This is a genomic window from Tessaracoccus sp. SD287 (genome assembly GCF_017355265.1).
Taxonomy (GTDB): domain Bacteria; phylum Actinomycetota; class Actinomycetes; order Propionibacteriales; family Propionibacteriaceae; genus Aestuariimicrobium.
In genome coordinates this window covers 79,625-92,928 of the sequence record NZ_JADIJQ010000007.1, presented here as the reverse complement: position 1 = coordinate 92,928, position 13,304 = coordinate 79,625, and the positions used below count along the sequence as shown (strand labels likewise).

The 13,304-nt window shown below is 67.5% G+C and carries 12 protein-coding genes; 7 read left to right on the top strand and 5 right to left on the bottom strand.

Going from position 1 to position 13,304, the window contains the following annotated elements; genetic code table 11:
- Positions 1–11: 11 nt before the first annotated feature.
- Entirely contained in the window at positions 12–974 is a 963-nt protein-coding gene (locus IPV09_RS04605; RefSeq protein ID WP_207474005.1) for a hypothetical protein, read from the top strand.
- Between the two features lie 68 nt (positions 975–1,042).
- On the opposite strand, the gene IPV09_RS04600 is transcribed toward IPV09_RS04605, so the two are convergent.
- The 4 genes from IPV09_RS04600 to IPV09_RS04585 form a co-directional block, all read right to left on the bottom strand.
- Positions 1,043–2,284 carry a septal ring lytic transglycosylase RlpA family protein gene (locus IPV09_RS04600; RefSeq protein WP_207474004.1) on the bottom strand — a complete coding sequence of 414 codons (1,242 nt, stop codon included), beginning with the start codon at positions 2,282–2,284 and terminating at the stop codon, positions 1,043–1,045.
- Between the two features lie 129 nt (positions 2,285–2,413).
- Entirely contained in the window at positions 2,414–4,672 is a 2,259-nt protein-coding gene (locus IPV09_RS04595; protein ID WP_207474003.1) for a cation-translocating P-type ATPase, read from the bottom strand.
- Between the two features lie 47 nt (positions 4,673–4,719).
- Positions 4,720–4,932: a heavy-metal-associated domain-containing protein gene (locus tag IPV09_RS04590; protein WP_207474002.1), complete on the bottom strand. Its 213-nt coding sequence runs from the start codon at positions 4,930–4,932 to the stop codon at positions 4,720–4,722.
- A gap of 43 nt (positions 4,933–4,975) precedes the next feature.
- Complete coding sequence (locus IPV09_RS04585) at positions 4,976–5,305, bottom strand: metal-sensitive transcriptional regulator (protein ID WP_207474000.1); 330 nt, start codon at positions 5,303–5,305, stop codon at positions 4,976–4,978.
- Between the two features lie 588 nt (positions 5,306–5,893).
- Between IPV09_RS04585 and dnaB the strand changes: the two genes are divergently transcribed.
- Complete coding sequence (gene dnaB, locus IPV09_RS04580) at positions 5,894–7,204, top strand: replicative DNA helicase (RefSeq protein ID WP_207473999.1); 1,311 nt, start codon at positions 5,894–5,896, stop codon at positions 7,202–7,204.
- Positions 7,205–7,220: 16 nt separating this feature from the next.
- On the opposite strand, the gene IPV09_RS04575 is transcribed toward dnaB, so the two are convergent.
- Entirely contained in the window at positions 7,221–7,643 is a 423-nt protein-coding gene (locus IPV09_RS04575; protein ID WP_207473998.1) for a VOC family protein, read from the bottom strand.
- A 173-nt stretch (positions 7,644–7,816) separates the two neighbouring features.
- Here IPV09_RS04575 and IPV09_RS04570 point away from each other — a divergent pair, with 173 nt between their 5' ends.
- The 5 genes from IPV09_RS04570 to IPV09_RS04550 all read left to right on the top strand — a co-directional run bounded on the left by IPV09_RS04570 (position 7,817) and on the right by IPV09_RS04550 (position 12,454).
- Entirely contained in the window at positions 7,817–8,584 is a 768-nt protein-coding gene (locus IPV09_RS04570; protein WP_207473997.1) for a YceI family protein, read from the top strand.
- Between the two features lie 189 nt (positions 8,585–8,773).
- Positions 8,774–10,213: an MFS transporter gene (locus tag IPV09_RS04565; RefSeq protein WP_207473996.1), complete on the top strand. Its 1,440-nt coding sequence runs from the start codon at positions 8,774–8,776 to the stop codon at positions 10,211–10,213.
- A gap of 67 nt (positions 10,214–10,280) precedes the next feature.
- Complete coding sequence (locus IPV09_RS04560) at positions 10,281–10,631, top strand: VOC family protein (RefSeq protein WP_207473995.1); 351 nt, start codon at positions 10,281–10,283, stop codon at positions 10,629–10,631.
- A 95-nt stretch (positions 10,632–10,726) separates the two neighbouring features.
- Positions 10,727–11,131 (top strand): YciI family protein, encoded by a 405-nt coding sequence (locus IPV09_RS04555; RefSeq protein WP_207473994.1) that lies wholly within the window; start codon positions 10,727–10,729, stop codon positions 11,129–11,131.
- A 42-nt stretch (positions 11,132–11,173) separates the two neighbouring features.
- The gene (locus IPV09_RS04550) at positions 11,174–12,454 is read left to right on the top strand and encodes an RNA polymerase sigma factor (protein ID WP_370590219.1); all 1,281 of its coding nucleotides are present in this window, start codon (positions 11,174–11,176) and stop codon (positions 12,452–12,454) included.
- Positions 12,455–13,304 lie beyond the last annotated feature (850 nt).

Genomic DNA, 13,304 nt, shown 5'->3' with positions numbered 1-13,304 from the left:
AGGAGCCCGCCATGACCAACCCACCGAATCAAGGCCCTCCCCAGGGCCCCCACCAGGGTTCCCAGCAGGGTCCTGGCCAGAGTCCGAACCAGTGGGGAAGTCCCGGCAGCCAGTCGAGCGCCCCGCCGCCCCAGCCCACGGGAGGTGGGCAGTACGGCCAGCAGCCACCGGGGTACGGGCCACCCTCGGGCGGGCCGGGCCAGTACGGTCAGCAACCCTACGGTCAGCCGGGCGCCGGTGCTGGTGGTGGCCTGCCGCCGCAGGCTGGCCAGACCCAGTTCGGTGGACCCGACCAGCCCAGGAAGAACAACACCCCGATGCTGATCGGCGTCGGCGTCATCGTGCTCGCCCTGATCGCGGGACTGATCTGGTTCTTCACCCGCGAGGACGACACCGTGACGTCCACCCCCGCCACGACCACCTCGCAGCAGTCGACTGACCCCGCTGGCACCACTGCCCAGACCAGCGAACCCGAGTCGACCGAACCGGAGACCACCCAGGCCGAGTCGACCGAACCGGAGTCCACCGCCCCCGAGACCACCACTGCCCAGAGCACCGCTGCGACGACCGCGAAGAACACGGGCAGCGTCCCCAAGGACCCCGGCAAGTACAAGACGGTCGGCTCCAAGGCCTTCACCAAGGTTCCGGCCTCGGTGGGCGACTACGTCAACGTCGCACCCGACGCCACCGGCACCCTGCTGGTGCTGTACACGCACAAGGGCGACAAGAACAAGCTGGTCATGGCCAGCGTGCTCCCGTTCGGCTCCGACGGCACCGAGTCGCGCTCCGAGCTGGTCAATCCCCAAGTGGTCGGCGATTTCGTCTGCGGTGAGTTCGAACAGGACGAGACCGACGAGCCGGGGTCCTCGTGCATCATCGACATTTCCGACGGCTTCGTGCAGTTCATAGCCTCCGAAGATGTCGCCACCACTGCCCAACTGTTCAAGCAGTGGCTCAGCGGGGCCATGGCCTGATCATTGACCCATGAAAACGCGGGCCCACTCCTCGAAGGAGTGGGCCCGCGTTCACGGTAGGACGGGATTCAGACCTGCACGTAGCTGACCTGCGCGATGCCTGCGTTCTCGCTGGCGATCTGCAGGAACGCGCCCTTGGCCAGGTCGAGGCAGCGACCGCCAATGTAGGGGCCACGGTCGTTGATCGTCACGATGACGCTCTTGCCGTTGGCCTTGTTGGTGACCTTGAGCTTGGTGCCGAACGGCATGCTCTTGTGGGCGGCGGTCATGCCCATCGGGTTGAACCGCTCACCGGTGGCGGTTACCTGACCCTGCCAGTAGTTCGATGCCTCGCAACTGCCCGAGTAGCCACCCGACTTGGCCGTCACCGAGGTGTTGGTGCGCGGCGGGGTGGTGGTCTTCGGGGTGGTGGTCTTCGGAGTGGAGCTGGTCTCCGACGAGGTGTCGACGGGCTCGGCCTGCTTGGTGCCGACGTGGACGACCTGGGTCACCGGCTGCGCGGTGACCTTCTCGCCGGTCTTGTGATTGTTCGAGACGAGCTTGCCGTCGAGGTAGACCTCGGTGATGGCCGTCTGCTTGTGGCCCTTGACGCCCTTGGTGACAACCTTCCGCTCACCCTTGGGCAGCGAGGCGTTGTCGACGGTCTTCTCGTCGAAGGCGATCTCAGAGGTCACGAGGATCGGCCGGTAGGCGACGTCCTGGTAGGTGATCTTCTGGTCGGCGGTTACCGGGCTGGCCGGCGAGGCACTGACCTTGTCGAGGTTGTCCAGGATCAGGCCAGCGGCCTTCAGCGCGTCACCGACGGTGGCATTGCCCGGCACCTCCACGGTCTTGGTGCCCGACGCGGTGGTGATGGTGACCGTCTTGGGGGTGACGACCTCAACCTGCAGACCCTGGCGCTGGAGCGCGGTCGAGCGGTTGGTCGAGACCAGGTTCTTGGCGTCGTCCAGGTCAAGCTGCGCCAGCGCCTCGTCCAGGGTGAGGGCGGTGGTCCACCTGGTGATGGTCTTGCCGTCGACGTTCAGCGTCAACGGCTTGCCGATCTTGATGGTGACGGCCGCTCCGTCGACCACGGGGGTGTCGACCTGCGGCTGGATGACGTCGTGCTCTGCCAGCGTGATGCCCTGCTGCTCGAGCAGTTGGGCGACGGTCTTGGCACGGGTGTCAACGGTCTGGGTGCTGCCGTCGGTGGTGATGGTGACGGTGTCCTTGTCCATGGCGACGGCCGCTGCTGCGCCGCCCCCACCGATCACACCGAGTGCCAGCACACTCGACAACGCGATCGCGGTGCCCTTGGAGATCTTCTTCACGTGATGGAACCTCTCAACATGACGGGCACCTGGGTTGACGGAGCTCGTCTGGATACGACCCGGCCGAAGCCGAACGCTTACCACAATAAGAGATTGTTGAGAGATCCCCAAATCAAAACTGAGAAATCTTCAGCTTGTTCGGCGGGTGAAGCCCCGCAGCCGCAGGCTGTTGCCCACGACGAACACCGAGCTGAAGGCCATGGCCGCGGCGGCGAGCATGGGGTTCAGGAAGCCGAGCGCCGCCACCGGGATGGCGATGACGTTGTAGAAGAAGGCCCAGAACAGGTTCGTCTTGATGGTGCGCAAGGTCGCACGCGAGAGGCGGACGGCGTCGGCGGCCAGCAGCAGGTCAGCCTGGATCAGCGTGATGTCGCTGGCGGCGATGGCAGCATCGGTGCCACTGCCCATGGCCATGCCCAGATCAGCCTGGGTGAGGGCCGCGGCGTCGTTGACGCCGTCACCCACCATGGCCACCCGACGCCCCTGGGCCTGCAGTTCGCGCACCACGTCCAGCTTGTGGCTCGGCAGCACGTCGGCGTGGACGCGCTCGATGCCGACCTGTCCCGCCGTCGCCCGGGCGGCGTGCTCGTTGTCGCCGGTGAGCATGACCGGCTCCAGTCCAAGCTCCCGCAGCTCCGCGACGGCGCGGGCGCTGGTGGCCCGGAGGGTGTCCTGCACCGCGATCAGGCCCAGGACGTGGGTCTGGTCGGCCACCAGTACCTGGGTGGCGCCCTGCATGGCTGCCTGGTTGGAGGCAGCGACCAGTTGCGGGCACAGCCCGTGGCCCTGCTGCTCGACCAGGCTGCGGTTGCCGACGACATAGGTGGTGCCGTCGACCACTCCCCGGATTCCCGAACCGGGCAGGTTCTCGAAGTCGGTGACCTCACCGATCGCCACCCCCGCCTCGACGATGGCGCGGCCAATGGGGTGTTCCGAGTGTGATTCCAGCGCCGCGGCGATGCCCAGCACCCGTGCCACGGTGGCACCGGTCTCGGTCGCCGGGGTCACCTGGGAGACGGCCATCTTGCCGGTGGTGAGCGTGCCGGTCTTGTCGACCACGACCGTGTCAATGGAGTGGGCCTGCTCGAGGACCTCCGGCCCCCGGATGACGATGCCGAGTTCGGCGCCGCGTCCAGTGCCGGCCAGCAGCGCCGTGGGCGTGGCCAGGCCCAGCGCGCAGGGGCAGGCGATGATCAGGACGGCGACCGCCGCGGTGACCGCGAATGAGGGCGAGGACCCGGCCACCAGCCAGGCGACGAGGGTCACCAGGGCGATCCCCAGCACGATCGGCACGAAGACACCCGAGATGCGGTCGGCCAGCCGTTGGACGGCCGCCTTGCCCGTCTGGGCCTGCTCGACCAGCCTGGCGATGTGGGCCAACTGGGTGTCATTGCCGATGGCGGTCGCCCGCACGCTCAATCGTCCCGAGGTGTTGATGGTGGCCCCGACGACGTTGTCCTCGGGACCGACCTCCACGGGCACGGACTCCCCGGTGATCATGGCGGCGTCGATGGCCGAGTTGCCACTCAGGACGACCCCGTCGGTGGCGACCTTTTCGCCGGGCTTGACCACGAAGACGTCACCCACCGCCAACTCGCCGATGGGAATGCGCTGTTCGTGCTGGCCGTCGGGGCCGTCGCGCAGGACGTTGACCTCCTTGGCGCCCATGTTCAGCAGCGCCTGCAGAGCCGCCCCTGCCTCGCGGCGTGACCGGGCCTCGATGTAGCGACCCAGCAGGATGAAGGTGATGATCGCCGTGGCGGCCTCGAAGTAGACGTTCGCACCCGACATGGAGCGGTCGAGTCGCAAACTGAACTGGTGGGTGAAGCCGAGGTCACCCGCGTGGGTGAACCCCAGGGCATAGATCGACCAACCCATCGCGGCTGTCGTGCCCAGGGTGATGAGCGTGTCCATCGTGGTGGCACCGTGGCGCAGGTTCACCACGGTGGACTTGTGGAACCCCCACCCGGCCCACAGCCACACCGGCAACGACGCCACCAGGGCGAAGTACTGCCAGCCGGTGAACTGCAGGGACGAGAGCATCGAGACCAGCATGACTGGCACGGTGAGCACCGCCGCGACGACCAGGCGGGTGCGCAGGGCACCGGCACGGTCCACGGGCCGGGCGTCGGGCTCCGGCAGGGAGGCCCCGTAGCCGGTCTTCTCGACGACCGCGATGAGGTCACCGACGGTGACCGCCACGGGCGCCAGCACGTGCGCCTTCTCCGTGGCGTAGTTGACGCTGGCCTGCACGCCCTCGACCTTGTTGAGCTTCTTCTCGACGCGTGCTGCGCACGAGGCGCAGGTCATGCCCGAGATGTCGAGCTCGATCGACTCCCGCCGGTCAACGGGCGCTGCGGGGTGGGCGGTCGTGCTGGGGGTGCTCATCAGATGTCCTTGGGGGTGGTCCTAGGCGGGGGGGCGGAACCGGGTGTTCAGGCGGGCTGGACGACGTACTGGTCGCCGGCCTCGGCGACGGCCGCCTTGATGGCGTCGAAGTCCACGGCGTCCGCAGAGGTCACCGACATGGTGCCGCCTTCGAGCTGGACATCGACCTGGTCGACCCCGGCGACGGCGGAAACCTCTTCGGTCACGGCGCTGACGCAGTGGCCGCAGGTCATGCCGGTGACGGTGTAGGTGCTGATCATGGTGTCTCCTTGTGGTGGTGGTGGTTGCTGCCTGTCAAGATCATCAGGACTTGACCAGGCGTCGGATGGCAGCCATGGCTTCGGCGATCTTCTCGTCCGCCTCGGTGCCCCCCTGGCGCGCGGCATCCAGGACGCAGTGACTCAGGTGGTCCTCGAGCAGCCCGAGGGCGACGGCCTCCAGGGCGTTCGTCATGGCCGCGACCTGGGTCAGGATGTCGATGCAGTAGGTGTCCTGCTCGACCATCCGCTGCAGACCCCGGCTCTGACCCTCGATACGCCGCAGGCGCTTGAGGTAGTCGTCCTTGGCACTGATGTAGCCATGGTGATGACCGTGCTCATCGGGTCGGTGGTCTTGAATCGGTGATTCGGTCATGGAGCAACCATACCCCCACAGGGTATCGAGCAGGTCATGGGGACTCCTCAATGTGCCGAAACTCCGCGAGCCGACCCCGCGACCGTCCATGATCACGTCGACCTGACGGGTCCCCGGGGCGAACTGTGGACAACCCTGCCCCACGGCGCCAACCCCACGTGCCACGGCGCTCGCGGACGTGATCAGAACGTGAACACGTCGTCAACTACCCACACTCTCCACAATCAGTTGCGGGGCCGTGAAATCCCTAGTCAACCACGGGTTGGCGAGTCCAGATGAATTCTTTGTCCCCAGAGAAATTCGGGTTGTCCACAGCATCGCGCGCACCGCTCCACCCCTGTCCACAGGTCCGCTGGCTGCCTGTGGACAACTCTGGGGCGTGCTGGGGTTGCGCCGTAGTCTGTCTACCAGTACGGTTCACCGGTCCCACCGGCGGGTCGGCACCACGTGCACCCGTGCACCGGCCCGCGAGACACAGCGGCGCCAGGACCACTGGCCGGTGACGCGTAGAGTGGCCGACGGCGCTGGTGGCGCCAACTTGGACAGGCAGAGGAGGGCGATGTCGTGAGCGACGGCTTCGATCAGGGCATGGATCGCACTCCCCCACAGGACCTGGCCGCCGAGCAGAGCGTTCTGGGCGCCATGCTGATGAGCAAGGACGCCATCGCGAACGTGGTCGAGGTTCTGAAGGGCCGCGACTTCTACCGACCCTCGCACGAACTGATCTTCGACGCCATCATCGACCTGTACGGTCGCGGCGAGCCGGCCGACCCGATCACCGTCGCCGACGAGTTGGGCAAGCGCGGCGAGATCGCCCGGGTCGGTGGGCACGTCTACCTGGCCGACCTGCTGGCCAGCATCAGCATCGCGGCGAACGCCAGCTACTACGCCGAGATCGTGCACAACAAGGCCGTGCTGCGACGGCTGGTGGAGGCATCGATCAAGGTGGCCCAACTCGGCTACCAGGGGCAGGGTGATGTCGCCGACATCGTCGATGCCGCCCAGCAGGCGGTCTACGAGGTCGCTGACGGCAAGTCCAGCGAGGACTACCAGCCCCTTTCGGAACTGATCGAACCCACCATCGACGAGATCGAGGCCATTGAGGGTCGCAAGGGCGTGATGTCCGGGGTTCCCACCGGTTTCGCCGACCTCGACGAACTGACCAATGGGCTGCACGCCGGACAGATGATCATCATTGCGGCGCGTCCCGCCGTGGGAAAGTCGACCCTGGCCCTCGACTTCGCCCGCGCCGCGGCCATCAAGAGCAAGCTCGCCACTGTCTTCTTCAGCCTCGAGATGAGCCGCACCGAGATCGTGATGCGCCTGCTGAGCGCCGAGGCGCAGGTGTTCCTGGGCTCCATCCGTGGCGGCAAGATGAACGACGAGGACTGGCGTCGGGTGGTCAACAAGACCCCCATGATTTCGGAGTCGCCACTGTTCATCGACGACTCCCCCAACCTGACCATGATGGAGATTCGGGCCAAGGCACGCCGCCTCAAGCAACGCCACGACCTGAAGATGGTGATCATCGACTACATGCAGTTGATGAGTTCCGGGAAGAAGGTCGAGAGCCGCCAGCTCGAGGTCTCGGAGTTCAGTCGCCAGATCAAGCTGCTCGCCAAGGAACTCGAACTTCCCGTGATCGCGCTCAGCCAGCTCAACCGTGGCCCCGAGCAGCGTGGCGACAAGAAGCCGATGCTGTCGGACCTGCGCGAGTCGGGCTCACTGGAGCAGGACGCCGACATGGTGGTGCTGCTGCACCGTGAGGACGTCTACGACAAGGACAATCGCCCCGGAGAGGCCGACCTGATCGTGGCCAAGCACCGCAACGGTCCCACGGGGACGATCACGACCGCATTCCAGGGGCACTACTCCCGGTTCGTCGACATGCAGGGCTGAGCCTGCCCGTCGCGACTCAGCCCTCGGTGGCTCCCGGCACGTTGATCTCCCAGAGCACGCCGAACTGGTCGCGGGCCTGCCCGTAGTGGTCTCCCCAGGGTGCTGCCTCCAGGGGCAGCACGACCTGGCCTCCGGCGGAGAGCTTGCCCATCAGCGCCTCACCGTCCTCCAGGGAGTCCGGCACCAGCATGATCGAGTAGGGCCCGGCCGCCGGGTCGACAGTCCCGCCGACCGCGTCGCCACCCACGATGTGCAGCCCCTCGGCACTCAGGTCGGCATGCGCGACGGCCTCGGCCGGTGGCGTCTCGGTCATGTCCATGGGAGGGAAGTCCTGGTAGCGAGAGATCTGCAGGTTTCCGCCGAAAACGGTCTGGTAGAAGGTGAATGCCTCGGCAGCGTTGCCGGGGAACTGGATGGAGATGCAGCCTGTCAACGACATGGGGTGCTCCTTTGCACACGACTGCGTCCCACGCTACGCCGAGCCGTGGCCGAGGGCGAGTGCGTCGGATACCCGCGATTCTTGACAGAGCCCGCCCACTGGCGTAAATTTAGTTAAGCATTCAACCTTCGCGGGTGGCCCCAGCGGTTCGCCCCTGTCACCCAAGGATTCCCATGAACGACCTGCTCAACCTGTCCGGCAACTACGTCCTCGACCCCGCCCACACCGAGATCGGCTTCGTGGCCCGTCACGCCATGGTCACCCGCGTGCGCGGCTCGTTCAAGGAGTTCGAGGGCACCGCGTCCACCGACGCGAACCTCGCCAACGCCGCCATCTCGCTGAGCGCCCAGGTGGCCTCGATCTCCACCGGAAGCGCCGACCGGGACGCGCACCTGCGCTCGGCCGACTTCTTCGACGTCGAGAACTACCCGACCATCACCTTCACCTCCACCGAGGTCACGTCCCCCGACGCCGACGTCCTGCGCGTCACGGGCGACCTGACCATCAAGGACGTCACCAAGCCGGTCACCATCGACTTCGACTTCGAGGGCGCCGCCGTTGACCCGTTCGGCAACCAGCGCGTGGGCCTGTCCGGCGTCGTCAAGGTCAACCGCAAGGACTTCGGCCTGACCTGGAACGCGGCGCTGGAGACCGGTGGGGTGCTGGTCTCCGACGAGATCACCCTGAGCTTCGAGGTCTCGGCCATCAAGTCGGACGACGCTGCCGCCCCCGAGGTGGCCGCCGAGGCTGAAGCCGCTGCCGTGGAGGGCGAGACCCCGGTCGAGGCCGAGACCGTGCAGACCGAGACCGTGCAGCCCGAGACCGTGCAGCCCGAGACCACCGCACCCGTCGGCTCCGAGGCCCCGGCCCGCGCCAACACCCCCCGCCAGGGCGGGTTCGTCGGTTGGGTCAAGGGTCTGTTCGGCGGCTCCTCGCGCTGACCCCCACGCTGCGTCACCGACGCAGCCACCCCTGAACGTCTCGTCTGCCCCCGCTTCGAAGCAGGGGCAGACGTCATTTTTGGGCGCAGGTGGCGACTGGACGAGACAAAGCTGCAGAAATCCCATTGTGACCGGGAGCACACCCCACGTACTGTTGCTGCGCGGCCATCGGGGGACGAGGAGCTCGAGATGACTGAGGCGCAGCACCCCACACCCGAACTGGTCCACACGGCCGGTGGGATCAGGAATCCGGACGCCATCGACACGAGCCGGCGTCCGCCCGAGCAGCGCCAGCGCACCTTTCGCGCCATCCTGGTCAACACCGGTCTGGCCAACATCACCACGGGCTACCTGTGGTTCGCACTGGTGTTCTGGATCTACCTCGAGACGCGCAACGTGATCGCCACGGGGGTCCTGGGCGGCGGCTACATGCTGCTGCTGTCAGTCAGCGCCATCAGCTTCGGCACCCTGGTCGACCGGTTCCGCAAGCTGGCCGTGATGCGGGTCGCCAGCATCTTCACGTTCGGCATGTTCCTGCTGGCAGGAGCGGTGTTCTTCCTCGCCCCCGCGGGGGCCATCACCGATCTCACCAGGCCCTGGGTCTGGGTGTTCGGCCTGGTCATCCTGGCCGGCGCCGTCGTCGAGAACATGCGCAACATCGCATTGTCGACGACGGTGACGATCCTGATCGACCCGGACGACCGAGCCCGGGCGAACGGCCTGGTGGGGGTCGTCCAGGGCCTGGCCTTCATGGTGACCAGCGTCCTGTCCGGCATCTCGGTGGGTCAACTCGGAATGGGCACGACGATCGTCATCGGGATCGGCCTGACCGCGGTGTCCTTCGCCCACCTGCTGACCCTGGGCATGCCCGAAGAGGTCGAACCGGCGATCTCGGACGCCCAGGGCCACTTCGACCTGGCCGGTGCCTGGCGATCGGTCTCCGCCGTGCCGGGTCTCATGGCACTGATCCTGTTCTCGACCTTCAACAATCTGGTGGGCGGTGTCTACGCCGCGCTGATGGACCCCTACGGCCTGGAGATCTTCAGCGTCGAACTGTGGGGCGGACTGTTCGCGGTGGCCGGCACGGGCTTCCTGATCGGCGGTGCACTGATCGGCAAGTTCGGTCTGGGCCGCAACCCGCTGCGGACGATGCTGCTGTGCGTGATCGGCATGGGTCTGCTGGGGGCGTTGTTCACGGTGCGGGAATGGGGCTGGCTCTACATGTTGGGGATCTGGTTGTACATGGTGCTGATGCCGGCGATCGAAGCAGCTGAACAGACCGTCATCCAGCGGGTGGTGCCCCTGGAACGCCAGGGCCGGGTCTTCGGGTTTGCCGGCGCCGTCGAGATGGCCGCCGCACCAGTGACCGCCTTCCTGATCGCGCCCATCGCCCAGCTGTGGATCATCCCGTGGTCACGCTCAGCCGACGGCGTCCGCACCCTCCGTCCACTCCTGGGTGAGGGCACCGGACGCGGGATCGCCCTGGTCTTCCTGGTGGCGGGCCTGCTGATGGTGCTGGCCGCGGTCGCCGCCTTCTTCAGCCCTGTCTACCGCAGGGTCAGCGCCGTCTACGCCGACCAGTCCGCCAGCGATGCGGCGGCGAACCGGGCGGGGCAGGTGACCGAGTGAACCGACCGTGGCCCCCGGATCGTCACAACCCTCCTGCGCACCCGGTGCCGCGAGTAACTTGGGCGCCATGACACTGACCCTGGGCATGATCACCACCGACACCACCGATCCCGAACCGCTGGCCGCATGGTGGGCCGAGCAGACCGGCGCCGAGATCACCGAGACCAACGACGGCTGGTTCGTCGTCGTCAAGGGCGGCACCCTGCCCTGCTGGCTGGCGTTCCAGAAGGTGGAGGACCCGACGCCGGGCAAGAATCGCGTCCACTTCGACCTCAACACCGACGACCTGGACGCCGAGACCGACCGGCTGATCGCCGCCGGAGCCACCCTGGTCGAGCGTCGGGGTGACGAGAGCTTCCGGTGGCACACCCTGGCCGATCCCCAGGGCAACCAGTTCTGCGTTGCAGGAAGCCACTGAGACTCATCCGTCGGGCGCGTTGTCGAGAACTCGTCGACTGCTCCGTCCCTGCAGTAGAGCCCGCCACCGTGGCGGCCCGGTTCGAGGAGAACACGATGAAGTACCTGCTGCTCAAGCACTACCGCGGTGGCCCGACCCCGCTCCAGAGCGTCCCGATGAACCAGTGGACGCCGGACGAGGTCTCGGCGCACCTGAAGTACATGGACGATTTCGCCCAGCGGCTGGAGGGCACCGGCGAGTTCGTCGATGGTCAGGCGCTCGCACCCGAGGGCACCTTCGTCCGCCATGACGGGCCCGGACGGCCACCGGTCACCGATGGACCCTTCGTCGAGACGAAGGACTTGATCGCGGGCTGGATGGTCATTGACGTCGACAGCTACGAGCGGGCACTCGAACTGGCCGGCGAGTTGTCCGCCGCCCCGGGTCCTGGTGGCACACCGCTGCAGGAATGGCTGGAGGTGCGCCCACTCCTCGGTGCCCCACCCACCATCACCGAGTGAGTTGTCGTGGACGAGGCGCTGCTGCGGGGGTTGACTCCCACCGTGATCAGCGTCCTCGTCCGCCGCGGAGCCACCTTCCCGGCGGCCGAGGACGCGGTGCAGGAAGCCCTGGTGGAGGCGGTCGAGCGATGGGTCGACAACCCGCCGCGCGACCCGAAAGGGTGGCTGATCACCGTCGCCTGGCGGAAGTTCGTGGATGCGTCCCGCTCCGCGGTGGCGCGCCGCCAGCGTGAGGTACTGGTCGCTGCCGAGCCGGCGCCGGGTGCCGCCGGGACGATCGATGACACGTTATGGCTCTACTTCCTGTGCGCCCACCCGGCACTGAACCCGGCGAGCGCCGTCGCGCTGACGCTTCGAGCACTCGGCGGGTTGACCACCCGCCAGATCGCCCGCGCCTACCTCGTCCCGGAGGCGACCATGGCGCAACGCATTTCGCGTGCGAAACGGACCCTGGCCGAGCTGGAACTGGACGAACCCGGTGACGTTGCCACGGTGTTGCGGGTGCTCTACCTGGTCTTCAACGAGGGCTATTCCGGTGACCTTGACCTTGCTGCCGAGGCGATCAGGCTGACGCGTCAGTTGTCCGCGCTGGTCGATGACCCGGAGGCGTCCGGGCTGCTGGCGTTGATGCTGCTGCACCATGCCCGCCGTCCGGCTCGCACCGGGCCGGACGGTGAGCTGGTGCCGCTGGCCCACCAGGACAGGGGCCTGTGGGACACGGCCATGATCGTCGAGGGGGTGGCGGTGCTGCAGTCGGCGTTGGCCCGAGACCAGTTGGGCGAGTACCAGGCTCAGGCCGCGATCGCCGCCCTGCATGCTGACGCGCCGTCCACGGGCGAGACCGACTGGGTACAGATCGTGGGCTGGTATGACGAACTGGCCGGGCTCACCGGTAGTTCGATCGTGCGGCTCAATCGCGCGGTGGCGGTGGGCGAGGCGGACGGTGCCCGCGCTGGACTGGCGGCGCTGACCGAGCTCGATCCGGGGTTGCCCCACCATGCTGCGGTCTCGGCCCACCTGCACGAGAAGGCCGGCGAACTCGCCGCGGCGGCGCGGCTGTACGCCCAGGCGGCCGGGCTGGCGACGAACACCGCCGAGCGTGGCCATCTCACCCGGCAGGCGGCCCGGTTGAACGCGCTGCTGCGTTCGCCCAGCGCAACACCCGCAACGCCCGCAACGTCACCCACCGATTCGGCTGTCCCGCCCCGGGATAGCTCACCCACGTCTCGCCGGGGTACTGCGACGACGCGGCCCACCGTCCGTCCGGACGTCGCCGACGCCGCACCACCTCCAGCGCCGCCACCATCCGCGGATCCCACGTGACACCAGCCGCCCACAGCACCTCCAGGCCCCGCAGCACGTCGAAGTGCCAGCGCGCGGGATGGTGCAACCGGGTGAACTCCGGCCTGATCGCTTCGGTCGTGCCCCGCCGTTGGTACAAGTTCCGGGCCAACAGTGACTCGACCGCGTCCGCCAGCGCCTCGCGCACCTCGTCCTGGCGATGAAGGAAGCCGCACGCCAGGTACTGGGCGAAGCCGTCGATGACCGACGTGGTGGTGTGGACCGACGAGACCCGGCCCGGTGAACGAGCGGCGTCGCAGTTGAACCCGCCGTCGGCCAACCGCTGCCCCAGGAGGAAGTCGATGACGCTGATCAGCGGGTCAGCATTGGCACCGAAGTGCGCGGCATACGCCAGGAACATCCCGTTGATGCACGCGTCGGCTGGCCGTAATCGGGCGGCCGGGTTGACGCCCCCGTCCGGGCCCTTCTGCCGGGCAATCAGCTCCACGGTCCGCCGGCAGGGTTCGTGTCCCGGGGGCACCCCGAGGTCGCGAAGTTCCAGCAGCGAATAGTGGCTGCTGGTCCACTTGGGCTGGTAGAAGCCCCGACCCCAGTGACCGTCCGGCCCCTGCGCCGCCAGGATCAGGGCGGCGTCCCCGTCGGACACGATCCGGGCCAGCAATTCGGGCCGGTCGTCGTCGGCCAGGTCGCGCCTGGTCTGGTACCGGACGCTGCTGTCACCACCCATCAGCCAGCCGATGACCTCGTCCGCCATGTCCCGAGGCTACGCCGGGGCCGACGGACGGGCAGCGTGCCGGGCGAATATCGCCTCCCGCCGATGTCGCCGCCTTCGACCCGGGCGTAGTCTCGAATGAGGCGACCCTGCTCAGGG